Here is a 24,504-nt window from a genome sequence, read left to right as displayed (position 1 = left end):
AGATAAGCGCTGAAAGCATCTAAGCGCGAAGCTGGCCCCGAGATGAGTCATCCCTAGAGCTTCGAGCTCTCTAAAGGGTTGTCGTAGACTACGACGTTGATAGGCAGGGTGTGTAAGCGCTGTGAGGCGTTGAGCTAACCTGTACTAATTGCCCGTGAGGCTTAACCATACAACACCCAAGAGGTTTTGGGTTGGACTTGAAATAAGCCAGTTGATTGTGGCGAGAACGAACAGCTTTCTAGGTTGATAGTTTTCACTTTTTAAAAAAGTGAAGACAAAACAAAATTTTGCTTGGCGACCATAGCGCTTTGGACCCACCTGACTCCATGCCGAACTCAGTAGTGAAACGAAGCAGCGCCGATGGTAGTGTGGGGTCTCCCCATGTGAGAGTAGGACATCGCCAGGCTTGCTTTCTTGTTTTCAGATTTTTGGAAAAATCTGAAGGCAAAAACAGCTTTAATCATCAAAGCAAATAGATGTAAGACTTTGATGAGAAAACACCAAGCCCTGACCTCACGGTCGGGGCTTTTTTGTATCTGTCGCGTGGTGATTGCTGGTTAAGTAGAAGAATGGGGTTGAGGTTGCCAGTGTAAGCAGAAATCCCAGAAGCGGGTGAGTAGGCCTGACTGGTATTTATCTTTGTGGCGCACAAGCCAATAGCGCCGGGATAATAGCAAAGGGAGTTCGAGGGCAACCACTCGACCATCGGCAATGGCGTGTTGAGCGGAGAGCTTAGACAGGTACGCCAAGCCTAACCCAGCACTTGCAGCATTTAAAATCGCTTCTGTGGTATTGAGCTCGAAAGAAAGGTGCCAGCGCTCGAAGCGAGGAGCAAGGCGTGAGAGAAAGTGCTCACGGGTGCCCGAGCCAGATTCGCGGATCAGCCAAGTTTGATTGTCGAGATCGCCCACACTTAACGGTGCGTGACTCACAAGCGGGTGATTAGGGTGACAAACCACCGCCATCTGATCGCTTAACCATGGCGTTTGCAGTAAATCGGGATGCAGTATTTCACCCTCTATCAACCCAATATCCAGCTCGAAGTGTTGAAGGCGAGTGATGATTTCTTGGCTGTTGGCAATCACCAATGTTTGTTGTTGATGACACGTCGCATGGCGAAAATCACTAATCAGTGTAGGTAAAAGCTGGTTACCCACCGTATCGCTTCCGCCTAGTCGCAACCAACCAATCAGTTGGCTATCGTCTTTTAGTGTGGCACTGATTTCGTCGCTACGGGTGAGTAGTTCATCTGCTTTAGGGATAAGCGCTATCCCTTGGTCATTGAGGTGAAGCCGATTGCCGCGTCGATCAAACAAGGGGTAACCGAGCTGACTTTCTAACTCGGCGAGTGCCATACTGACTGCTGGTTTACTGAGAAACAGTTTCTTGGCGGCGGCGGTGATGGTGCCCTCTTGCACGATGGTTAAAAACACCCGCAGTTGAGGAAGAGAAAGCGTCATCGAAACCTAATGATAAAGAGTTTCAAACACTATAAGGCGGTGCCTGTGCGATGACAATCTTAACGCTGGCCTTTGTCTTGGCTGACCCAGTGCTGGATATCTAATTGTGCCTGTTTTAATGCCTGATAGTGTGGTGATTGCTCACTCGTATGCTTGAGAACAAAGTCGAGCGTGCGCACTACATTTCGCCAACGTGGTGTTTTTGGGACGGTTTCTACGTGCAGGTACTTATCCAAGGTTCTTGTTTGAAAGCTACCTTTATCCTGGTAAACACGCCATAAGCCACTTTTTTCTGCTAGCCCGATTTTATCCCCACCCCAAGCGGCCAGAGCCAAGTTCATCGCATCCACTAAGCGACGATGAATACTCTCCGGCTGATGCGCTTGTGTCTCTTTATCGTTAATCGTGATTGATGGAGAAAAATACGTCGCTCTCAAGCTGTGTTTTAAGTGGGAGAGTGCGCTTGCAAGGCGACCAATTTCATCTTTTCGCTGGCGATGGGTGACCGGATAGTCCAGTTCACCTGCGGCAAACTGCTCGGCGCACCAAGTCAGTTGTAAGATAGGCAGTGTCAGGCGGTGAGATAGCCAATGCCCAATACAGACTAATAAAACAATAACGACGATCACGAGTGTCGCACTGATCGCATACAAGTGGCGCAGAGGCTGATAGGCACGTTTTTGAGGTGTACAAGTGATCAACGCCCAAGACGCCCCCGCCACATTGACGGGTCGATACGCCGTGAGTTGAGGCATGAGTGTATATTGGCTTGGAGACATGACCCCTTGTTGGCCATGGAAAGCGGCATCGATGGCGTGCTTTGATGGCAAGATCGAGGGCCTAGCTTGATCAGTGTGAGGCACCCAACTGTTGAGTAACGATTGATGATTTTGATTAATCAGCCACAGCCCCGACTCTGGTTGCTGCCGTTGGCGAAGTGTCGCAGACAAGTTATCGGTTGTGGTGCTAATAGCAAGGACGCTTTGCATATGGCCGCTTTTAAGTATGGGGATCAGATACCAAGCTTGCATGGTGCGTGAGCCATGTGGCTCAAAGGCAGTGCGCATCCATTTAGGGCGCTGCTGGGCAGGCATATTCATCAATTGCTTGATCGCATTTTTCAGTGATGGGTTGTCCTGTGTCATGGGGTGGGCTTTGACGGTGTATACGAGGTTTTGGTTTAAATCAAACATCGCGAGATTGTTGAACGCGTATCTTGCTAACCAAGATTGAAATTGGTGATGAAAGCGACGATATAAGCGGTGATACTTTTGGGCTGTTACGCCAGCATATTGGTTCGGAGACTGTTGAAGGATCGGTATGAGTCGACGCTGCGATTGGCGCGTATCATCACCGAGTTGTTGGAATGCATGAGGAAAGCCATAAAAGCGTCCACCGCTGCTGGTTGCTAGATCAGAGGCTGCAAGATTGGTTACCGCGCGCACTTGGTCATTAAAATATGATGTGATGGTGACATAGTAACGATCGCGCTCGCTCTCGAGCTGTTGATGGGCTTGATCGATCAGCAGTTGCGACTGACTCCAAGTAAAGTATCCCGTCAAAATCACCACAGGGATAATACTAAGACTAAAAAACCACCACATAAAGCGGCGTTGAAGACGTGTAGAGCAACCTATATCCATTTGCACGCTGTGAATACCTCTCCCTGATCACGCGGGCTTGAATCGCAAACGGCTGCCCAAAGGCAGCCGCGAAAGAGTAGACGCTAACACGTCCGATCAGTCAAAACTGTGACCTGCTGTCAGGTATCAAACCTTACAAGTGTGTTACTCGATTGATTGATGGTGTTGTCAGCAACTAGCGTGCTTTTCGCGCATGATAAACGGCAAATCGGCGGGTTTTCGCAAGGGTATCGCACTGACCGAATCCTTTTTCAATAATCGGCGGATAACGTAAGAAGCTGTTGGCGACGATCGCTAATTGGCCGTGACGGCGGAGGTAGCGAGGTGCGTTTTCCAGCAAGGATTCGGTGGCATGGTAAAATGTCTCCAATCCTTCATGGAAAGGTGGGTTGCTTATAATGGCATCAAACTGCTGTCCACTGACGGCCCCTAACATGTCAGAGACAAAAACAGAGCCGCTGAGCCCATTGGCCGCGAGCGTCGCTTGGGTTGATGCGACCGCTAAATGACTCACATCAACACAGGTGACCGTACAGCTTGGGTGGGTAGCCAGTAGTACCGTGCCGATAACGCCCGCGCCACAGCCGACATCAATCACATCGCCTTGTATGTCGGGCAGGTGCTGGAGTAATAAGGCCGTGCCATCATCAAGGCTTTTGTGACTAAACACACCGGGTAAAGCACGAACAGTGAGTGATAGGCTGCCTACTTGGAGAGGATAGTCGTGAAACCAATCTGCCAGGCTAAATGACGCCGCCGGTGATGTGCACTGGCCATGGTATAGGCTGCATCGGCGAGCTGAATCTTGTTTAATGACTTGGCCATACGGTGCAAAACGTTTTTCGATGCTTTTGACGCCACTGCGGTTTTCACCCACTACGATCCAGTCGACATTCGCGCCGAGACGATGCGTGAGCATCGCGAGAAGAAAATCGGCTTCCGCTTTTGACTTAGGCCAGTAGAAAAGTACCACGTCGACGGCGCTATCATCCGTATATTCTGCGCCTGCGTGTACATGGATGTCAGTATTTGCCATTCGTGTGGCATAGCCATGATGGGTCGTAAATACCGACACGCGTGCGGCATGAGACAGTAGCTGCTGGGCAAAGTCATCTTCGAGCTCCCCGGCCAATAGAACATGTTTATTGGCGAACAAGGTGAGGTGACGCTGAGCAATCTCGCTGGGTGCCGTGAGGGTCATGAGGGTTCTCTTTCCGGTTATAAGTACTTATCGGCCGCGTTTGAAGGTAGGGTGGCGCGCCAAGACAAGGATTTTCCCACAAAGCGCGCACTAGGCCAATATCAAACCCCCTACGCGTTATCTTGTCGGTCAAGAAAGCGTTCAAATTCGATCTCGTACATCCGAAAGAGTACCAAGGTAATCGAAAAGATAATCGGACCATAGATAAGCCCCATCAAGCCGAACAGATGAAGCCCTCCTAATAGTGAGAAGAAGATAAGCAAGGTATTCATCCCCGAGTTACCTTGCATGAGGAAGGGACGGAGTAGATTATCGATGGAGCCGACCACCACAACACTCCATATCAGTAAGGCGATAGCCCATTGCCAATCGCCCGTGGCCACCAAATACAGCACGGTTGGCAGCCAGATAAGCGCAGTGCCTACCACAGGGATAAAGGAGGCGAACGCCATCATGGTCCCCCAAAATAGTGCTGGCAGCCCGACGGCCCACATCGCCAGCCCGCCGGCGGCCCCTTGCGCCAAGGCGGTAAGAAAAGACCCAAGCACGGCAGACTTGGCGACCTTCTCTACTTCATCCAGTAACTGATCTTCTTGGCTTCGTGATAAGGGGATCACGTGGCGGAGCGTATGGATAATGCTGTCGTGATCACGGAGCAAGAAAAACAGGACAAACAACATCAGCATGAAGGTGATAAAAAAGTCGGTCACATCACCTAATACCTTGGAGCTAAATTCGAGCATTTGGCCACTGAATGAAGACATCCAAGCCGCCAGCTTTTTCACGGTTTCTTGTGGGTCAATTAAATCAAATGGCAGCCACTGGTTGAGAAAATGCAGCGACGATTGTATTTGCGGGTTGTTGAGTAACTGTTTTGCGCCGCCGTTGTTGAGCCATTCGTAACTGCGTGTAAAAAAGCTCACGCCTTGCTCGATAATGGCCCCTGCTACCACGGTGAGCGGAATGATGATGATAAAGGTGATTAAGACACAGGATATGACCGACGCCGTGTTTGGACGTTGTCCAATGCGATCTTCAATACGTTTATGAACAGGGAAAAAGAGCAAAGAGACAATAAACGCGAGTACAATTGCACCAATATAGGGCTCGATAAGTAAATAGCACGCATAGGCTGCGATGATCAGCGCGGCGATTAAAGTCCAATGTTTCGGCTCGACACGAAATGACGAAGTCACAGGGTATCCCTCTTAGGCTGGTTGAATGAATCGCGCTTGCTTTACTTGCCGTCAAAAGACCAATCCGCCGCTGGGCAGGTAAAGGCGCCTAAACAATAGGCACCTTAACATACAGTTTGTTGCACTAGTCAGCTAAAAAAATGGCCAAAAGATCGTTGAGGAAGAGTTTACCTTTGGCGGTCACTTGCCAATGTGTCTCGGACTCAACGAGCAGACCTTGGTCATACGCTTGAGCTAATGGCTGGCTAAGGTGGTTGAGAGGCAACCCCGTGCGGGCAACAAACTCAGCTTTCGGACAAGGCTCGAGTAGGCGAAACCGGTTCATGAAGAACTCAAACGCGAGATCAGTCTGTTTCACCCACTGGCTATCGGTGAGATAGGCCTTTTGTGGATCAAGATAGCCGCGCGGATGCTTCACTTTAACAGTCCGAAGCAGGCGAGACTGATCGCCATTCGGTAAGGTGAGTTTGCCATGGGCGCCGCAACCAATCCCCAAGTAGTCGCCAAAGCGCCAGTAGTTGAGGTTATGGGCGCATTGATGATCGGGTAAGCTGTATGCAGATGTCTCGTATTGCACGTAGCCAGCGTCGGTAAGCAGCTGATGGCCGCGATCAAAAATGTCCCACAAGGTATCTTCTTCTGGCAGGGTCGGTGGTTTGGAGTAAAACTGGGTGTTGGGCTCGATGGTCAACTGATACCAAGACAGATGTGGCGGCTTAAGTGCGATGGCTTTTTCCAAGTCGCCCAGTGCTTCTTGTTCTGATTGCTCAGGTAAACCATGCATTAAATCGAGGTTAAAACTGTTTAATCCAGCTTGATGAGCAAGGTGGGCCGCACGCTCTGCCTCGCCAGGGCCATGAATACGCCCTAAGCGTTCGAGCTTATCAGCAGAAAAGCTCTGCACCCCGATAGAAATCCGGTTAACGCCTGCTTGTCGATAACCGATAAATTTATCGGCTTCCACGGTGCCAGGGTTGGCTTCCATGGTCACTTCCATGCTCTCACTGACGGGAAGGCGTGCTTTGATGCCATCCAATAGGCGTGCTATCTGTGAAGGCGACATCAAGCTTGGTGTACCGCCTCCAATAAAGATCGAGTGCAGTGTGCGCGTGATGACTGAAGGGTAGGCGGCAAGATCGGCATCAAGATCGTCAAGCAGCGCATCGATATAATCCTCTTCTGGGATCGCGCCCTTTTGGGTATGCGAATTAAAATCGCAATAGGGGCATTTTTGTACACACCAAGGGATGTGCACATATAAACTCAATGGGATCATGGCTTATTGCGACGCTTTTAAGGCTTGGAACAGGGCGTTGAGCGCTTGTCCGCGGTGAGAGCGTTGTTTTTTCTCGGAAGCGGGCATTTCTGCTGCGGTACACTGCTGATCGGCAGGTAAAAAGACCGGATCGTAACCAAAGCCGTTTTCCCCTTGCGGTGCGTGAGCGATTTGCCCTTCCCACACCCCGTGGCAGACTAGCGGTGTTGGGTCATTAGCATGACGCATATAAACCAATACGCAATGGAAGCGAGCCTGGCGTCCATCATTGCCTGTATCATGCAATGCTTCTAACAGTTTAGCGACATTATCCGTATCACTGGCCGTTTCCCCCGCATAGCGCGCAGAGTAGACGCCTGGTGCGCCGTTTAAGGCATCGACTTCAAGGCCTGAGTCGTCGGCGATGGCGGGGAGGCCGGTCACTTTCGCCGCATGACGTGCCTTAATGATGGCATTTTCGATAAAGGTGGTGCCTGTTTCATCAACTTCTTCAACGGCAAAGTCACTTTGCGGCAGGACGTCGAAACCAAATTCGCCGAGTAGTCCCGCCATTTCTTTTACTTTGCCTGCGTTCCCCGTTGCCAACACAACTTTATTCATCACAGTTACCTATTGGTTTATGGCCCGACTATGGGGCATCGACGTAAAACGTATAATTATAGTCAAAAGACGCATTGCGGTTTCCTTCGGCGTTAAGGTCGATATGGAAGCGATACGTCTCTTCATCATCGGCTGCGAAGGTGGCGATGTAGTAGATCGCGTCCCCTTCTCTTACCTCGGTAAAGTCCAGTTCACGACTGTTTCCGACCAAGTTTTTTACTTGCCCGGTGATCTCGGCGGCTACCGCCGGTTTTCCCAGTTGCATGGTATCGAGAACGGCAATGTTGACCAAGCCTCGATAGCCACTACGAGTAATGTCGTACTGCTGGGCGATTTCGGGTGTCAAGAAAGTGGTTGAGAGCGTGTTGTAATGCACTTCCAACTCACCGACTTCTTTAAACTGCCCCGCCCAAGCCGGTGTGATAAGCAAACTCAATACCATGCTGAGCGCTGCTATGATCTGACGCATAATCATTCCTTGTGATAAAGCGAAGTGAGGCTCGCTATCAATACGTACGGGTGCCTAAGTACGATCCACCGTACATCGTTGGCACCCGTGAGATTCCGTAAGCGGTGCACCCCGTGGCGATAAGTCGAGGGTGACTTAGCGCGTGGCGATTCGCTTACAGTGCATACCAAATCGGGCCGATAAAATCGCCGATAAGCATATTGATAAATTGGAGCGCGATAAAGATCACCAGAATACTGAGATCGAGCCCACCGATGGGTGGAATAATACGGCGTACTGGCGCACATACCGGCTCAGTAAGTTGATGAAAAACATACTCTACTGGATTGTTGCCTTGGCTTACCCAACTCAAAATGGCACGCAGGATCAGCACCCAGAACAGCAACTTACCCGCGGCTTTTAGTAAGGCGATACCAGAGAAGAGGAACATGCCTGAACTCATTGCAAAGGGGTTGCCGGCGACTAAATCCAGTACCACAAATTTCGCCACCATGAGCAGGTAAGCAAACAGCACCGTTGCCAGATCCAAACCACCGAGTGCCGGGATCATACGACGCAACGGGCCCACCACAGGCTGGGTCGCTTTGACGATAAATTGAGAGAAGGGGTTGTAAAAGTCTGCGCGCGCCCATTGTAGCCAAACGCGTAGCAGCACCACCATGATGTAAAGATCAAACGCGGTGTTGATCAGAAAGGTCATTGCATTCATATCGTTGCCTTAGTGATTAAAATTCTTGTTCCATTTGTTTGGCGCGGCTGACTGCCGCCTGCATGGCCTGTGCCACTATATCGCCAATGTGGTGCTGGTCGAAAACACGTAACGCTTCAGCGGTTGTGCCGCCTTTCGAGGTTACCTGCTCACGCAATTGGCCAATGGTTGTGTCCGTATTGCTTACCACCATTTCTGCCGCCCCTTTTGCGGCTTGCTGAACCAGCTGCCTGGCTTGCTCGTCGCTAAAGCCTTGGCGGATAGCTTCTTGATGCATCGCTTCCATAAAGCGAAAGAAGTATGCCGGTGCGCTGCCTGCAGCCGCAATCACACCATTAATTTTTGCTTCCTCATCGACACAGCAGACCTCGCCGACGGCTTTCATCAATGCGGTGGCGTAGTGTTTATCCGCCTCCGTTACCTGGCTAGACGCATAGAGTCCGCTCATTCCTTGGCCGACAAGAGACGGTGTATTCGGCATGACACGGATGAGGTTGAGTGTGGTACCAGCCATCTCACACAGACGATGAGTACTGATGCCGGCTGCTATCGAGATCACCAGTTTCGAAGACCAATCGACAGCCGATAAATCGCTTAAAACCTGCGCCATTAATTGTGGCTTGACCGCCAAGACAATGACGTCTGCCGCTTGGCAGGCATGCAAGTTATCACGGGTGGTTTGGATGCCATAATCCGTACTCAGCACATCGCCAGGGTGGGCGCTGGGTGATGAGGCCGTTATCGCAGAGGTGGGGTAGCCTGCACTCACAAGGCCAGCAATGATGGATCGCGCCATATTACCGGCGCCAATAAAGGTAAGGGAGCGATGTTCCATGAAAAGCGTTCCTGTTGTTCTCGTCATTGTATTGGTTTATTACGACCGCTTCGTTAGCGGCTGTCTCGCGCGCCAAAAATCGCGGTGCCGACACGTACCATGGTGCTACCACACGCAATCGCCGCTTCCATGTCACCACTCATGCCCATCGACAAGGTATCGATACTCTCTGTCTGCTCACGGAGGGCATGAAACGCATTTGATAAAGGTTCAAATGCGGCGCATTGTCGCTGATAGTCCATCTCAGGCTGTGGAATAGACATTAATCCTCTGACATTCAGGCCGGGTAGGGCTCGGATATCTTCAATGAGGGCGATGGCGTTATCCACGGTTAACCCCGACTTTGATGCCTCGCCACTGGTGTTTACTTGTACCAAGACATTGAGCGGCGGTAAATGTGCCGGACGTTGCTCGCTCAGGCGTTTAGCAATCTTCAACCGATCGACAGAATGCACCCAGTCAAAGTGCTCTGCAATCAACCGTGTTTTGTTGGACTGAATGGGGCCAATAAAGTGCCATTCAATGCGTGCTTCGGGATGATGCTGGGCAAAGTAGTCAATTTTTTCTACCCCTTCTTGCACGTAGTTTTCCCCAAACGCCTGTTGTCCCGCGGCGATGGCATCTGCGATCGCCTCGATAGGCTTGGTTTTGCTGACTGCAATTAATTGCACTGAGTCCGCGAGTCGACCGCATTTTTGGCTTGCGTGGTCTATCTGTTCCCTGACCTGTTGAATATTGTTCTTAATATGACACATACCTGATTCTGCAAGGAAAATGAATGGATATTAATGAGCTACTTGCGTTTAGTGTAAAGCATCGCGCGTCAGATCTACATCTTTCTGCGGGGGTGTCGCCTATGGTGCGGGTAGATGGCGATATGCGCAAGCTTAGTCTGCCACCGCTTAGCCACCAAGCTGTACGGCAATTGGTACTGGCGATGATGAGCCCTGAGCAGCAGCATAGTTTTGACAATGCATGGGAAATCGACTTTTCCTTTGAGCTGGCCTCGGTGGCGCGTTTTCGTGTTAATGCGTTCCATCAGCAACATGGCTGTGCGGCGGTTTTTCGTGTGGTGCCAACGGCTGTCCCAAGGTTAGAGGATTTATCCGCGCCGCCACTTTTCAGTGAGCTGGCTTTGTTACACCAAGGATTGGTGTTGGTGACTGGGCCGACAGGCTCGGGGAAATCGACCACATTGGCGGCCATGATCGCGCAGATAAATCACCACCAGCAAAAGCATATTCTGACAATCGAAGATCCGATTGAGTTTATCCACCCGTCCGAGCAAAGCTTGGTGAACCAGCGAGAGGTCAAGCGTGATACGCAGTCTTTTCAGCAGGCATTGCGATCCGCGCTGCGTGAAGACCCAGATGTGATATTGGTGGGTGAGCTACGTGATTTAGAAACCATCAGCTTGGCATTAACCGCGGCAGAAACCGGGCATTTGGTGTTTGCGACCTTGCATACCGTCAGCGCTGCTAAAAGTGTGGATCGTATCATTGACGTTTTTCCGGGCAGTGATAAACCCTTGGTACGTTCAATGCTGTCTGCTTCACTGCGGGCGGTGATCTCTCAGCAGCTTGTCAAAAGTGTCCAAGGCCAGCGTGTTGCCGCTTATGAAATCATGACGGTGACGTCAGCGATTTGTAACTTGATCCGAGAGGATAGAGTGGCGCAAATCACCTCCATGATGCAAACCGGCACCGCGCATGGCATGCAGACCATGGTGCAAGCGATGGCACAGCTAGAGAACCAAGGCGTGATTGCGCCGCAGGCGGCGTTAACGTCCACTCAATCTGTGTATTGACGCTCAAACCAGCTTTCGATAATCACCACCGCAGATTGGGCGTCGACGGCGCCTTTTCCTAGCGCCTTATACCCGCCGCGGGAAAACAGATCCGCACGCGCTTCACGGGTAGATAGGCGTTCATCGTGCAGCTCAACCGGGTAGCCGAAACGTCCATGCAGGCGGTTGGCAAACTTCTTTGCCCTTGGCGTGATGGTCTCTAAAGGTTGACCGTGTAAATCAAGCGGTAAGCCTACCACCAGATAATCGGGTTGCCAGTCTTTGAGTATGGCTTCAATGTCATCCCAATTTGGGATCCCGTCTCGGGCTTTTAAGGCACACAAAGGGCGAGCGGTGCCAGTTAGCGACTGGCCGATGGCGACGCCAATGCTTTTGACGCCGTAATCAAATCCAATAATGGTTTGTGCGTTCATGCATGTCCTACTTGTGAAGAGAGGTTTGCGGCGTCAATGCCGAGCTGATCGAGCGCTTTTTGCCAACGTTGGTGAACGGGGGTATCAAAAATGACCTTGGGATCGGCTTCCAGTGTTAGCCAGCTATTGTCGGCCAGTTCCTGCTCGAGCTGTCCCGGCTCCCAGCCTGCATAGCCCAGCGCGACCAGAAATTGCTCTGGCTGTTGCTCGGTGCCGAGAATCGAGAGAATATCTTTTGAGGTCGTGACCGATAGCTGATCAGACAGGGGAATACTGGTGCCATACTCACAGGTTGCAGGATGCAGCACAAAGCCTCTGTCTTCGGAGACAGGACCACCAAACAACACAGGTTGAGACAAGCTCTCTGTGGTGCTTGAAAGGGGGAGCTGGCGCTCGACGTCAATTTGATCCAGCATTTTGCCGACAGACAAATTAATGGGGTGGTTAATCATCAGTCCCATTGCCCCATCATGGCTATGCTCACAGACATAAATGACACCATGCTGAAAACGGCTATCAGCCATACTGGGCATCGCGATTAAAAAATGATTTTTCAGATCCATATCGCCGTCTCCTGTTGGTGCGCGTACCTTGAGTATGCGCGAAGATTGATGTTTTAGATAATGAAGGAGGCGCTGCGCCTCCTCAAATTAGGCGCAGCGTCTGGCGATCGCCTCCATCAAGATGTCACCAATTGAAATGTCATACGCGGCGTCAATCTCGCGAATACAGGTCGGACTGGTGACGTTGATTTCTGTTAGCTTGTCGCCAATCACGTCGAGCCCTACGAATATCAGCCCTTTCTCTTTCAATGTCGGAGCGATCGCGCGTGCGATTGTCCAATCAGTCTCTGATAAAGGACGCGCTTCGCCACGGCCGCCAGCAGCCAAGTTACCGCGCGTTTCACCGTCGGCCGGGATACGGGCTAAACAGTAGGGAACCGGTTCGCCATCAACAATTAAGATGCGCTTGTCACCGTTGCTGATGTCAGGGACGAAAGTTTGTGCCATGCAAAAACGTTGGCCATGCTCGGTCAGGGTTTCAATAATCACCGACAGGTTCGGATCGCCTTGTTTGACTCGAAAGATAGACGCGCCGCCCATGCCATCGAGTGGTTTTAAAATCACATCGCCGTGTTCGGCTTGGAATGCTTTAATTTCGTCGGCACGACGGGTCACCAAAGTGGTCGGCGTATGCTCTGGGAACCACGCGGTATAAAGCTTTTCATTGCAGTCACGCAAACTTTGCGGCTTGTTAACAATCAATACACCCGCTTCCTCAGCCCGCTCTAACATGTAGGTTGCGTAGATGTATTCCGTATCAAACGGCGGATCTTTGCGCATCAATATGGCATCAAATTCTCGCAATGCGAGGGTTTGGGTTTGGTCGATTTGGTACCAATGGTCAGGGTTATCCATCACAGTCACACTGTGGGTGCGAGCGTATGGTTCACCCTGCTGCATTGACATATCTTCCATCAAGATATAATGCACTTCCCAGCCGCGTTTTTGTGCTGCCAGCATCATGGCAAACGTGGAGTCTTTTTTCACACTGATGGCCTCGATGGGGTCCATCACAACACCTATTTTCATCATGTTTCTCCTGTTTGCCGGTTAACCCAAATCGCCAAAACGGACTTGAAGGGCCGTGATGGCGGTGAGCGCCGCGGTTTCTGTTCGCAACACGCGTGGGCCGAGTAGGATCTCTTCAAAGCCGTGTTCGCGTGTCATTGCAATCTCGTCATCAGACAATCCGCCCTCTGGGCCAATGAGCAAGCGTAGCTTGTCGGGGGCGTCGGGTAGCGTATTGATAGAGTAGGGGGCACGCGGATGAAGGTTCAGTTTTAAGCCATCAAACGCCTGCTGGCACCATGTGTCTAGATTGATCACCGGGTTAATGGTGGGCACCACATTACGGCCGCTTTGCTCACAGGCGCCAATCGCGATTTTTTGCCATTGTTGGCGTTTTTTCTCGAGTCGCTCAGCATTGAGTTTCACTCCGCATCGAGCCGACAAAAGGGGAGTGATGGTATTCACGCCTAATTCGACCGATTTTTGAATGGTAAACTCCATTTTCTCACCACGTGAAATCACTTGGCCGAGTTCAAAGTCAAGCGGTGACTCGACACTGTGTGATTCGCAAGCGGTAATGGTCGCGACAACCTGCTTTTTACTGACTTCCGTCAGCATAGCGGGAAACTGCGCACCACTGCCATCAAAGAGCAAAATCGGTTGTTCAGGTTGCATACGTAGGACGCGACCGAGATGGTTGGCAGCTTCGCCACTCAGTGTCACATCGCCTTGCGATGGCAAGGGCGTTGGGTGATAAATTCGAGGAATTCGCATTGTGCTCGTTTTCCATGGTCATCTCGCCCTCAGTGTAACATGGCTACGGGGGCGATAGGCTTTGTCACTAATATGGGGTCGAGTGGTGAAAAAACAAATTATTCTAAGGCGTCAAGGTTTCTCACTAGTGGCTGTTTACAGCGGTTGCAGCGATAGGTGGCTTGTCCGCGCTGTATTTTATTGTGGCGGCGAATGGATAAGGCAACAGGGCCACACTCACACTGGTACGCGAAGGTTTTGCCTTGCACGGCACTGATATCAAGCTGGTGGGTGGTATTGGCAGGGGCATTAAATACCTGGTTCATTAGCGAACGCCACTCAGGACCATGTGGTTTTACCCGACCGTATAGCGCAAAGGTAACCAAATGACAGACCTCATGAGGGATCACTTCGTCGAAAAAGGTCTCTGGTGCTTGCTGTAAAAGGATCGGGTTAAACCTAACACGCCATTGCGTGGGGTGCGCGGTGCCAGCGGATTGACCCCGTAGTGTGAAGCCAATCGCAGGATAGTGTAGCTGGGTGCCTAATTGACGATTAGCCGCATCAATACACTGGTAAACACGCGTGTTAGCCTCTTGCTGTAATGCATCAGGTGACCAAGCGTTCTTGTCAAAGGCGAATGCGTCAGAAGCAGAAGACATAGTGTGGCGATCCTAGTAGCGATCAAAAAGGGAAGCCGAAGCTTCCCTTACAAGCAATGAGTACGTGGAGATTACCCGAGCTTGGCAAAGTCGCGCAACAGCTCCGCTTTGTCGGTTTTCTCCCACGGGAAGATATCGCGTCCAAAGTGGCCATACGCTGCGGTCTGCTTATAGATAGGTTGTAATAAATCCAGCATCTCTTGCAGGCCATACGGACGTAAGTCGAAGTGCTCACGCACCGCTTTGATGATCACCTCTGGCGCGACTTTTTCAGTACCGAAGGTCTCAACCATGATGGAAGTCGGCTCGGCCACGCCAATCGCGTAAGACAGTTGAATTTCACAACGGTCGGCAAGGCCTGCGGCAACAATGTTTTTGGCTACATAGCGCGCGGCGTAAGCGGCTGAGCGATCAACTTTTGAGGGATCTTTCCCCGAGAACGCCCCGCCACCGTGACGGGCTGCACCGCCATAGGTGTCAACAATGATCTTACGGCCTGTCAAACCACAATCGCCCATCGGACCGCCAATCACAAACCGGCCCGTTGGGTTGATGAAATACTTGGTATCCTTGGTCAGCCATTCTGCGGGCAACACAGGCTTGATGATTTCTTCCATCACCGCCTCGCGTAGATCGTCGGTTGAAATGCTGTCGCAATGCTGTGTTGAGAGCACGACGGCATCAATACCGGCAATTTTGCCGTTGTCGTAGGCGAAAGTGACTTGGCTTTTCGCATCTGGGCGTAACCAGTCTAAGGTGCCATCTTTGCGCACTTGCGCTTGGCGCTCCACCAATCGGTGTGAATAGGTGATAGGGGCCGGCATCAGCACATTGGTCTCATTGGTGGCAAAGCCAAACATGATCCCTTGGTCGCCAGCGCCCTGATCTTTCGGGTCGGCGCGGTCAACCCCTTGATTGATGTCTGGAGATTGTTTACCAATGGTATTCAATACGGCGCAAGAGTTGGCATCAAAGCCCATATCAGAGTGGACATAGCCGATATCTTGGACGGTTTGACGAGTAAGCTCTTCAATGTCGACCCATGCCGAGGTCGTCACTTCCCCGCCTACCATTACCATGCCAGTTTTAACATAGGTTTCGCAGGCAACGCGTGCTTTGGGGTCTTGCTCAAGGATGGCATCCAAAACAGCATCAGAAATCTGATCTGCGATTTTATCAGGATGGCCTTCAGAGACGGACTCTGAGGTAAACAGGTGCTTAGCCATGTGACACTCTCATTGATTATCAGGGAAACTGACGATACGTACTCACGCGCATCATCGATCATCTCAGATGTTTTAACTTCTAGACGTCTATTTTATTCGCAATTGTGATAAACGCAAGTCGGTTGATGCATATGGGTGTCTTAAGGTATAGCAAAATTGGCTGAGGTGCGCTTACACCTCGTGGGATACTGGCTGTGGCTTCACTGACCTCCATGATGAGGGAACCGCCTCTTGCAGCCAGTGCACCAGTGATTCGACACGCAGAGGAAGGCGGCCAGCGCTGCAGTAAAGACGCAACGGAACAGGCGCTGAGGCCCACTGGGGCAAGCACCGCGTGATTCTATCAGGATGATGGTGTTGATAGCCAGTGGCGCTCCAAATCGGTAGCAATCCAACGCCCTGTCCATCTGCGATGGCATCTAACTGAATCGCTATCATGTCGCAATTAAAGCGGCTAGGCATGGCGCTTAAGTGATAGGTCTTGTCGTGGTCATAGAGTGTCAACCCTTGTCGGCGAAGGGCAAATACGTCTAGCCAAGGGTGTTTATCCAGCATGCTAGGATGCGTAAATGGACCATATTGGCTGACATAGTTTGGTGCAGCGTAAATACCATATTGCCAATGGCCGAGTTGATATGAGCGACAATTGACCGGCAGCATGATGTCTCCTGCCCAGATGATAAGATCGGCCGACTGAATACGTTGTGCGCTGACTTCGCTTGTCAATGTGATGGATACTTTGGGGTGCTCAGCGAGAAAAGTACTGATCAATGGGCCCGCCCAGCCGCGCATCATGCCGGGATGGCAAATCACTTCTATCGGCCCTTGAAGGTGGTTATTTAAATCCTGTATTGCCTCTTCACTTCTTTCTGCTAAATCAAGAATTTGATGGCAGTATCGCGCAAATATCGTCCCCGCTTTTGTTAAGACCAGTCTATTGCCTTGCCTTTGCGTTAAAGGTTGTCCTAGGTCGGCTTCAAGTTGAGCTAAGCGGCGACTCACCGTTGACTTGGGTTGGCCCAATGCCTTGGCGGCAGCGGTGAGGCTTTGATGATGACACAAAGCGGCAAACGAACGGATCGAAGAAAAATCCTGCATAACTGTCCTTTTAACGCCACTAAGACGTCACGTCGGCTGTCCAGAAGGAGAGAAATCATCTCGTTCTATAAATGGAACGAGATGTTCCCTTTATGGGGCTAGGCGTCTGTGCATCTTTGTGAATAATTCTCAATAAACAAATGATAATTATTATCACAAAATGGAGTTGATTATGTCCAGTTGTCTTCGTCCCGTTGTTCTCGGGGTGGTATTAGCCGGTATACCTGTGAGTGCCATTCATGCAGCAGAAGCAGGCGATCAAAATACCGAAACCATGGTGATCACTGCCTCAGGGTTCGAACAAGCCACGGCAAAGGCGCCAGCGAGTATCAGTGTGATTAGCCGTGACCAACTTGAAGATCGTTATTATCGCGACGTCACAGACGCCTTAAAACGTATTCCAGGTGTCGTGGTCACAGGGGGCGGTGACACTCAGGATATCAGTATTCGTGGAATGGGCTCCAAGTATACCCTAATGCTGGTGGACGGAAAGCGTATGACGAGCCGGGAGACTCGTCCGAATAGCGATGGCCCGGGCATTGAACAAGGTTGGTTACCTCCCCTTCAAGCGATTGAACGTATCGAGGTGATTCGGGGGCCGATGTCGACCTTGTATGGCTCTGACGCCATCGGTGGGGTGATTAATATTATTACCCGTCGTGAACAACATGAATGGCATGGCAATGTGCAATTAAGCACCTTACTCCAAGAAAAGCGCGAATCAGGCGACGAACAAAGCGCCAATTTTTACCTTTCTGGCGCCTTGAGCGATAAGCTTGGGATGACGGTATCGGGCCAACACGTTCAACGGCAAGAAGACGATATTCTCTCTGGTTACGAGGACAAATCTTTACGTAGTCTTTCTACCTCGTTGACCTATGATGCTAGCGATTATCAACAGTGGACCTTGGACTTAGGCGCGAGTTCGCAAGAGCGAAATGGTCACATCGGCAAAACCGTTCCCACGGATGATAGTCAGTGTCGAAACAACAAATGTGAAAACAGCAACAATGACTATCGACGGCAATCAATCGCCCTTGGGCATGAAGGGCATTGGATATGGGGCTGGTCAGATTCACACTTACAGTATGAGCAAAGCCGCAATAAAAGTCGTGAAATGACGATTCAGAACACCGAGTTTAAAACCCGTCTGATTCGTGATTTTGAAACACATACTTTGACGGTTGGTGGGTCAGTCAACAAAGCGAAGTTGGAGGACTTTACCTCTAATAAAGCGTCGAGCCAAACTGAGATTGACAATACACAAGCGGCTTTGTTTGTCGAAGATGAGTGGCGTGTGATTGAGCCATTTAGCCTGACCCTCGGCTTGCGTGTCGATCATGATGAAAACTACGACTACCATGCCAGCCCGCGTGTGTACGGCGTGTATCAACTTAATAGCAACTGGGTGGTTAAAGGCGGCGTGGCGACCGGGTTCCGTTCACCGCAACTGCGAGAAATTGCCCCGAACTGGGCGCAAGTGAGTCGTGGGGGAAATATCTACGGCAACCCCGACCTGGAGCCCGAAACCTCTGTTAACTCAGAAGTCAGTATCAACTACCAAGGCGATATGGGAGTCAGTGGTTCGTTAACTGCATTCCATAATGACTTTGAAGATAAGATCACCCGAGTGACCTGTCCAACCTCGGTGTGTACGGATGGCCCCAACCAGTTTGGCTCAGATCCAACCTATCGGATTAATGTGGACGAAGCGGTCACTCAAGGGGTTGAAGCGAGCATATTTGTGCCCCTCACGGAGACGGTCGACGTGAGTGCCAGCTATACCTATACCGATTCAGAGCAAAAAACTGGTGAGTATAAGGGGCAGCCTTTAACGCAAATACCCCAGCAGCTCGCGTATGGCGAAGTTAATTGGCAAGCTGCTGATAGGTTGCGTCCTTGGGTGAGCGTGACCTACCGTGGCGAAGAAATGGATCCTGTGACAGGCCCGTCCTCTCGCAGCAATATAGAGCCAAGTTACACCTTGGTGGATGCCGGGATGAACTACCAGCTCAGCGATGCCATCGAGCTTCAAGGCGCGGTCTATAACCTATTGGATAAAACGCGTGAGTATGAAGACTACGGTTATATCAGTGATGAACGCCGCTACTGGTTAGGACTGAATATCAGCTTCTAACGCATGATAAAAGGTGTGCTTTTACGTTATAGAATGGCGCAATCCTAACACTGCCACGCCCGTCTCGGACTCTACCGGACGGGCGTTTTTTGCTGCATTTTATTCCTAGGTAGCGTGAGAAGAGTCACACAACACGTGCGTCTTTTACGTGCTTGAGATACACTGTGCATCATCGTTAAACGAGCACCGATGGACATGGCATTAAGAGTCGCAATTAATGGATTTGGTCGTATAGGGCGCAGTGTATTGCGAGCCTTGTATGAAAGTGGCAAGCACGATCGCATTCAAGTGGTCGCAATTAATGAGCTCGCAGAGCCCGAGGCGATGGCGCATCTGCTCCAGTATGACTCGAGCCATGGTCGATTCGGCTGGCCAGTATCCTATAACCAAGAGCACCTTTTTGTCGCCACCGACAGCATTCGCTTGCTTCATTTGCCGGAGCTGCAGCTTCTACCTTGGCGCGATCTGGATGTAGATATTGTGCTCGATTGCACGGGCAAGTTTGGTACGCGTCAGGATGGGGAAGCCCATATTGCAGCGGGCGCTAAAAAAGTCCTTTTCTCTCACCCCGCCAGCCAAGACGTTGACAGAACCGTTATTTACGGGGTTAATCATGACGCGTTGACCGCAGAGGATCGTATTGTTTCAAATGGTTCTTGCACTACCAATTGTATCGTCCCGGTGATTAAAGCCTTGGATGAGCATTTTGGTATTGAGTCGGGGACGATTACGACCATTCACTCTTCGATGAATGATCAACAAGTCATCGATGCTTATCACCCCGATCTTCGTCGCACACGTACTGCCAGCCAGTCTATTATTCCTGTAGATACCAAACTGCATGTTGGAATTGGTAGGATTTTTCCGAAATTTTCTGACAAATTTGAAGCGATCTCTGTCCGCGTGCCGACGATAAACGTGACAGCGATGGATTTAAGTGTCACTGTACGTACTAAAGTGAAAGTTAATGACGTAAATCAAGCTCTGCAGACTGCATCTCGATGTACATTAGACGGTATACTGGATTATACCGAAGCACCCTTGGTATCGATTGACTTTAACCACGACTCACACAGCGCCATTGTCGATGGTTCGCAAACACGGGTCAGTGATCACCAGCTGATTAAAACGCTGGTTTGGTGCGATAACGAGTGGGGTTTTGCCAACCGAATGTTAGATACCACACTTGCCATGGCGTAATAGACGCAAGCGTGGGTGGGGTGTTGCCCTGATTAAATCAGTTTCAATTTGCAACCTTATAGCGAGGACCATATGTCTGTAATTAAGATGACCGACTTAGATCTTGCCGGAAAGCGTGTGTTTATCCGTGCTGATCTGAACGTGCCTGTAAAAGACGGTAAAGTGACCTCTGACGCACGTATTTTGGCATCACTGCCTACGATTAAGCACTGCTTAGAAGCCGGTGCAAAAGTCATGGTGACCTCTCACCTAGGTCGTCCTGAAGAAGGTCAGCCTGAAGATCAGTATTCACTGCAGCCGGTAGTGAACTACCTTGATGATGCGCTGGATTGTAAGGTCAGCCTCGCTAAAGACTATCTAGACGGTCTTGAGCTTAATGCCGGTGAGCTGGTGGTGCTTGAGAACGTGCGCTTTAATAAAGGCGAGAAGAAGAACGACGAAGCGCTGTCTAAAAAGTATGCAGCGCTGTGTGATATCTTCGTGATGGATGCATTCGGCACCGCGCACCGTGCGCAAGCGTCAACCCATGGTGTGGGCACGCATGCGCCTGTAGCTTGCGCCGGTCCACTGCTGGCCAACGAGCTGGATGCGTTAGGCAAAGCGATGGACAACCCTGCTCGCCCAATGGTTGCCATTGTGGGTGGGTCAAAAGTGTCTACCAAACTGACGGTGCTGAAGTCACTGTCAACCGTTGCTGACCAGCTGGTTGTGGGCGGTGGTATTGCGAACACCTTTATCGCAGCTGACGGCCACAATGTCGGTAAGTCGCTGTATGAGGCGGACTTAGTGGATACGGCGAAATCTTTAATGGAAGAGTGCCATATTCCTGTCGCGACCGACGTTGCGTGTGCGAAAGCGTTTGATGAAAACGCGGAAGCAGAGATCAAGCGCGTTGAAGATGTGCAAGACGACGACATGATTTTCGACCTTGGTCCTGAATCAACCCAGGCATTGGCAGACATTTTGAAAAATGCCAAAACCATTCTGTGGAATGGCCCTGTTGGCGTCTTTGAGTTTAAGAACTTTGAAGCGGGCACAGCAGGCATTTCAAAAGCGATCGCGGAGTCTGAAGGCTTCTCTGTTGCAGGTGGCGGCGATACCCTCGCGGCGATTGACAAGTTTGGCATCCAAGCTGACGTGTCTTACATCTCAACCGGTGGCGGCGCGTTCCTAGAGTTTGTTGAAGGCAAGCCTCTTCCAGCGGTAGAAATGCTGGAAGCACGCGCCAAAGACGCATAAACCAGATAATAAAACGGGAGGGACATCTCCCGTTTTTGCTTTCGTTTGACTACAATAGGCCGAGTCGTAAACGATTGCACCAGATTGATAAGGGTGCTTCAGGCATCTTTACTCAGTTCAGCAAAGACAACCCGAGTTAATAGGACAAGAGCCATGTCTAAAGTTTTTGATTTTGTAAAACCTGGCGTTATCTTTGGCGATGACGTTCAGAAAGTATTTGAAGTTGCCAAAGAGAACAAGTTTGCATTGCCTGCAGTCAACGTGGTTAACACTGACTCAATCAACGCAGTGATGGAAGCCGCGGCGAAAGTAAAAGCGCCAGTGGTTATTCAGTTCTCTAACGGTGGTGCGGGTTTCTTCCCGGGCAAAGGTCTGAAACTAGAAGGCCAAGAAGCGCAAATTAAAGGCGCTGTTGCCGGTGCGAAGTACGTTCACGCCATGGCTGAAGTCTACGGTGTGCCGGTGATCATGCACACTGACCACGCTGCGAAAAAACTACTGCCTTGGATTGATGGTCTACTTGACGCTGGCGAAGCCTTCTTCAAAGAGCACGGTAAACCGCTTTTCTCTTCTCACATGATTGATCTTTCTGAAGAGTCTCTAGAAGAGAACATGGAAATCTGTGCCGAATACCTAGCGCGCATGGACAAAATGGGCATGACGCTAGAAATCGAACTGGGTATCACTGGTGGTGAAGAAGACGGCGTTGATAACAGCGATGTTGATACGGCTGACCTTTACACCAAACCAGAAGAAGTGGCTTACGCGTACGAAAAACTGTCTGCTGTAAGCCCTCGTTTTACCATTGCCGCTTCATTCGGTAACGTTCACGGTGTTTATAAGCCAGGTAACGTGGTACTTAAGCCAGAAATTCTTCGTGAATCACAGGCTTACTGTTCAGAGAAATTTGGTCTGCCGACCAATGGTCTGAACTTCGTCTTCCATGGTGGTTCGGGTTCTTCAGAAGAGCAAATTCAAGAATCCATTGGTTACGGTGTGATTAAAATGAACATCGATACCGATACCCAGTGGGCGACATGGGATGGAATTCGTCAGTATTACCAAGACAACGAAGGCTACCTGCAAAGCCAAATCGGTAACCCGAAAGGTGATGATCAGCCTAACAAAAAATTCTATGACCCACGCGTTTGGCTACGTAAAGGTCAAGAGTCGATGGTTGCGCGCTTGGAGCAAGCTTTCAAAGACCTCAACGCGATTGACGTACTGTAAACGTCTCAACAGTGTTGAATTAAAGCCCGCCATTTGGCGGGTTTTTTTATATCTGCGTGATACCGACTCGTCTCATTGGGTAGAGGTTTTGCGTGATTGAGATAGACAGCGACCAGTAAAAGGCTGTTAACATAGGGTTACCGTTTATCCCAACTTGAAGAGGGAAAGTGAATGAGTGAGGAAAACACAGTGGTAGAGGGCGCTAAATGGGCCCAGACTTGGCTGATGGATAATCAAGATCTGTTGACGCAGTACGGGGTGAACATTATTTCCGCGCTACTGATCTTGGTGATTGGTAACCTTGTGGTTAAAGGTTTAGCTAACTCCATGGCGGGTGTGATGCGTAAGCGCAACATGGATAACGCGGTGGTGGAGTTTATCCATGGTTTGGTGCGTTACTTACTGTTCGTCATTGTTTTAATTGCAGCATTAAGCCGCGTGGGTGTGCAAACGGCGTCTGTGATTGCCATCTTAGGTGCCGCAGGTTTAGCCGTGGGGCTTGCTTTACAAGGCTCGTTGGCCAACTTTGCTGCCGGGGTGTTGATTGTGATGTTCCGTCCGTTCAAATCGGGCGATTACGTCGAATTGGCCGGAGTCGCTGGCTCTGTTGAGTCCATTCAAGTGTTCTCTACGGTGCTCACGACCCCTGACAACAAAATGGTGGTGGTTCCAAATGGCTCGGTGATCAGCAGTCCAATCACTAACTATTCCAAGCACGCGACACGTCGCATTGACTTGACGATTGGCGTAGCGTACAGCGCGGATTTGAAGAAAACCAAAGCGGTGTTAACCAACATCGTCACTCAACACCCCTTGATCCTGAAAGACCCTGAGCCCAATGTGGCGGTGATGACGTTAGCCGACTCATCGGTCAATTTTGTGGTGCGCCCTTGGGTGAAAACAGAAGATTACTGGAGTGTTTACTTTGAGCTGTTGCCAACCATCAAAGAAGCACTGGACGAAAATGGTATTGAAATTCCGTTCCCGCAAATGAGTGTTCACTTCGAGCGCGGCGAGAGCCAAGCGTAACCTCACGGCGGGCGACCGTCATTATGGATGCGGCAGCGTGGCCGCATCCCTCTTTTTTAACCCGCCAGTAAACGTGCGTACAGGCCAAGTGCGAGCTTACCGGCCACGAATAACATCATACTCGCCATGAGTAGGTCGAGCAGTCGCCGGATAGAGGGCGTGGAGAGCCACGGCGACAAGCGCGCGGCCCCTGCTGATAAACCGTAAAACCAAAGGCACGATCCCATTAGGGCGCCGACAGTAAAGGCAACGCGTTCATCGAACGCAAATTGGCCACCAATTGCCCCTAACACTACCACGGTATCGAGATACACATGCGGATTGAGTAAGGTCACCGCCAAGGCACCAATGATCACCGCGCGGCGGCCTCGACTCATGGTGGGTGTCGCCATTGACACGTCTGGGCTGTGCTGACGTGCGCTTTGGATAAACTGCCATGCATACACACTCAGAAAAGCGATCCCCGCGAGCGTAATGGTGTTGAGCAGAAGTGGGTAGCTTGCTAACAATGCCCCTCCGCCAAAAATACCACTTGAAATCAAAATAATATCGCAAATAAAGCAGATCGATGCTGTGGTCATATGGTGTTCACGGCTGATACCTTGGTTAATCACATAGGCATTCTGAGCGCCAATGGGAATAATCATGGTTAGGCTTAATCCTAAGCCCTGAAGTGCGACGAGAAAGCTGCTCACCCTGTTCTTCCTTCTTTTTACTGGTATAACCCTCACTTTAAGCAGGATTGCCTAT

At 50.6% G+C, this 24,504-nt stretch carries 24 protein-coding genes and 2 rRNA genes; 8 read left to right on the top strand and 18 right to left on the bottom strand.

What is annotated here, in order from left to right; all coding sequences use genetic code 11:
* Positions 1 to 169, top strand: a 23S ribosomal RNA gene (locus tag BZG23_RS06820); the annotation flags it as partial.
* A 121-nt stretch (positions 170 to 290) separates the two neighbouring features.
* A 5S ribosomal RNA gene (rrf, locus tag BZG23_RS06815) occupies positions 291 to 406 on the top strand.
* Positions 407 to 557: 151 nt separating this feature from the next.
* Here rrf and BZG23_RS06810 read toward each other — a convergent pair.
* The 10 genes from BZG23_RS06810 to BZG23_RS06765 form a co-directional block, all read right to left on the bottom strand.
* On the bottom strand, positions 558 to 1,460 hold the full coding sequence (locus BZG23_RS06810; protein WP_077606499.1) for a LysR substrate-binding domain-containing protein: 903 nt from the start codon (positions 1,458 to 1,460) through the stop codon (positions 558 to 560).
* A gap of 59 nt (positions 1,461 to 1,519) precedes the next feature.
* A complete protein-coding gene (locus BZG23_RS06805; RefSeq protein ID WP_158011363.1) occupies positions 1,520 to 3,064 on the bottom strand; it encodes a HAMP domain-containing protein in 1,545 nt (514 codons plus the stop codon).
* A 214-nt stretch (positions 3,065 to 3,278) separates the two neighbouring features.
* Positions 3,279 to 4,304 carry a 16S rRNA (guanine(1207)-N(2))-methyltransferase RsmC gene (gene rsmC, locus BZG23_RS06800; RefSeq protein WP_046075055.1) on the bottom strand — a complete coding sequence of 342 codons (1,026 nt, stop codon included), beginning with the start codon at positions 4,302 to 4,304 and terminating at the stop codon, positions 3,279 to 3,281.
* 110 nt (positions 4,305 to 4,414) lie between these two features.
* Complete coding sequence (locus BZG23_RS06795; protein ID WP_046075056.1) at positions 4,415 to 5,500, bottom strand: AI-2E family transporter; 1,086 nt, start codon at positions 5,498 to 5,500, stop codon at positions 4,415 to 4,417.
* A 124-nt stretch (positions 5,501 to 5,624) separates the two neighbouring features.
* Positions 5,625 to 6,776 (bottom strand): radical SAM family heme chaperone HemW, encoded by a 1,152-nt coding sequence (gene hemW / locus BZG23_RS06790; RefSeq protein ID WP_077606497.1) that lies wholly within the window; start codon positions 6,774 to 6,776, stop codon positions 5,625 to 5,627.
* A gap of 3 nt (positions 6,777 to 6,779) precedes the next feature.
* Entirely contained in the window at positions 6,780 to 7,376 is a 597-nt protein-coding gene (locus tag BZG23_RS06785) for an XTP/dITP diphosphatase (RefSeq protein ID WP_077578284.1), read from the bottom strand.
* A gap of 28 nt (positions 7,377 to 7,404) precedes the next feature.
* The gene (locus BZG23_RS06780) at positions 7,405 to 7,845 is read right to left on the bottom strand and encodes a DUF4426 domain-containing protein (RefSeq protein WP_077578285.1); all 441 of its coding nucleotides are present in this window, start codon (positions 7,843 to 7,845) and stop codon (positions 7,405 to 7,407) included.
* Between the two features lie 154 nt (positions 7,846 to 7,999).
* The gene (locus BZG23_RS06775) at positions 8,000 to 8,554 is read right to left on the bottom strand and encodes a YggT family protein (protein ID WP_077606496.1); all 555 of its coding nucleotides are present in this window, start codon (positions 8,552 to 8,554) and stop codon (positions 8,000 to 8,002) included.
* A 16-nt stretch (positions 8,555 to 8,570) separates the two neighbouring features.
* Entirely contained in the window at positions 8,571 to 9,389 is an 819-nt protein-coding gene (proC, locus tag BZG23_RS06770) for a pyrroline-5-carboxylate reductase (protein ID WP_046075061.1), read from the bottom strand.
* A 53-nt stretch (positions 9,390 to 9,442) separates the two neighbouring features.
* Complete coding sequence (locus BZG23_RS06765) at positions 9,443 to 10,144, bottom strand: YggS family pyridoxal phosphate-dependent enzyme (RefSeq protein WP_077606495.1); 702 nt, start codon at positions 10,142 to 10,144, stop codon at positions 9,443 to 9,445.
* A 23-nt stretch (positions 10,145 to 10,167) separates the two neighbouring features.
* Between BZG23_RS06765 and BZG23_RS06760 the strand changes: the two genes are divergently transcribed.
* A complete protein-coding gene (locus tag BZG23_RS06760; protein ID WP_077606494.1) occupies positions 10,168 to 11,196 on the top strand; it encodes a type IV pilus twitching motility protein PilT in 1,029 nt (342 codons plus the stop codon).
* Here the strand turns inward: BZG23_RS06760 and ruvX are convergent.
* From ruvX to BZG23_RS06725, 7 genes are all read right to left on the bottom strand, one after another.
* On the bottom strand, positions 11,181 to 11,609 hold the full coding sequence (gene ruvX, locus BZG23_RS06755; protein ID WP_046075064.1) for a Holliday junction resolvase RuvX: 429 nt from the start codon (positions 11,607 to 11,609) through the stop codon (positions 11,181 to 11,183). The genes BZG23_RS06760 and ruvX overlap by 16 nt on opposite strands.
* On the bottom strand, positions 11,606 to 12,172 hold the full coding sequence (locus tag BZG23_RS06750; RefSeq protein WP_046075065.1) for a YqgE/AlgH family protein: 567 nt from the start codon (positions 12,170 to 12,172) through the stop codon (positions 11,606 to 11,608). The genes ruvX and BZG23_RS06750 overlap by 4 nt, the downstream gene beginning before the upstream one ends.
* 87 nt (positions 12,173 to 12,259) lie before the next feature.
* Complete coding sequence (gshB, locus tag BZG23_RS06745; RefSeq protein WP_046075066.1) at positions 12,260 to 13,204, bottom strand: glutathione synthase; 945 nt, start codon at positions 13,202 to 13,204, stop codon at positions 12,260 to 12,262.
* An 18-nt stretch (positions 13,205 to 13,222) separates the two neighbouring features.
* Positions 13,223 to 13,954, bottom strand: a complete 732-nt coding sequence (rsmE, locus tag BZG23_RS06740; RefSeq protein ID WP_046075067.1) for a 16S rRNA (uracil(1498)-N(3))-methyltransferase — start codon at positions 13,952 to 13,954, stop codon at positions 13,223 to 13,225.
* A 98-nt stretch (positions 13,955 to 14,052) separates the two neighbouring features.
* Positions 14,053 to 14,595 (bottom strand): SprT family zinc-dependent metalloprotease, encoded by a 543-nt coding sequence (locus BZG23_RS06735; protein ID WP_077606493.1) that lies wholly within the window; start codon positions 14,593 to 14,595, stop codon positions 14,053 to 14,055.
* Between the two features lie 71 nt (positions 14,596 to 14,666).
* A complete protein-coding gene (metK, locus tag BZG23_RS06730; RefSeq protein ID WP_077606492.1) occupies positions 14,667 to 15,821 on the bottom strand; it encodes a methionine adenosyltransferase in 1,155 nt (384 codons plus the stop codon).
* A 171-nt stretch (positions 15,822 to 15,992) separates the two neighbouring features.
* Positions 15,993 to 16,919: a LysR family transcriptional regulator gene (locus BZG23_RS06725; RefSeq protein ID WP_077606491.1), complete on the bottom strand. Its 927-nt coding sequence runs from the start codon at positions 16,917 to 16,919 to the stop codon at positions 15,993 to 15,995.
* A gap of 172 nt (positions 16,920 to 17,091) precedes the next feature.
* Here BZG23_RS06725 and BZG23_RS06720 point away from each other — a divergent pair, with 172 nt between their 5' ends.
* The 5 genes from BZG23_RS06720 (at position 17,092) to mscS (ending at position 23,754) form a co-directional block, all read left to right on the top strand.
* A complete protein-coding gene (locus BZG23_RS06720) occupies positions 17,092 to 19,056 on the top strand; it encodes a ligand-gated channel protein (protein ID WP_108743709.1) in 1,965 nt (654 codons plus the stop codon).
* A 195-nt stretch (positions 19,057 to 19,251) separates the two neighbouring features.
* On the top strand, positions 19,252 to 20,256 hold the full coding sequence (epd, locus tag BZG23_RS06715) for an erythrose-4-phosphate dehydrogenase (RefSeq protein ID WP_077606504.1): 1,005 nt from the start codon (positions 19,252 to 19,254) through the stop codon (positions 20,254 to 20,256).
* Positions 20,257 to 20,328: 72 nt separating this feature from the next.
* The gene (locus BZG23_RS06710; protein ID WP_046075071.1) at positions 20,329 to 21,495 is read left to right on the top strand and encodes a phosphoglycerate kinase; all 1,167 of its coding nucleotides are present in this window, start codon (positions 20,329 to 20,331) and stop codon (positions 21,493 to 21,495) included.
* Positions 21,496 to 21,648: 153 nt separating this feature from the next.
* Positions 21,649 to 22,725, top strand: coding sequence for a class II fructose-bisphosphate aldolase (fbaA, locus tag BZG23_RS06705; RefSeq protein ID WP_046075072.1), 1,077 nt, complete (start codon positions 21,649 to 21,651; stop codon positions 22,723 to 22,725).
* A gap of 171 nt (positions 22,726 to 22,896) precedes the next feature.
* A complete protein-coding gene (gene mscS / locus BZG23_RS06700; RefSeq protein WP_046075073.1) occupies positions 22,897 to 23,754 on the top strand; it encodes a small-conductance mechanosensitive channel MscS in 858 nt (285 codons plus the stop codon).
* A 56-nt stretch (positions 23,755 to 23,810) separates the two neighbouring features.
* On the opposite strand, the gene BZG23_RS06695 is transcribed toward mscS, so the two are convergent.
* Complete coding sequence (locus BZG23_RS06695; protein ID WP_077606503.1) at positions 23,811 to 24,401, bottom strand: LysE/ArgO family amino acid transporter; 591 nt, start codon at positions 24,399 to 24,401, stop codon at positions 23,811 to 23,813.
* Positions 24,402 to 24,504: the final 103 nt, after the last annotated feature.

The organism is Salinivibrio sp. ML290, from assembly GCF_001995695.1.
In the GTDB taxonomy this organism is placed as follows: Bacteria; Pseudomonadota; Gammaproteobacteria; order Enterobacterales; family Vibrionaceae; genus Salinivibrio; species Salinivibrio siamensis.
This window is presented reverse-complemented; position numbering and strand designations above follow the sequence as displayed.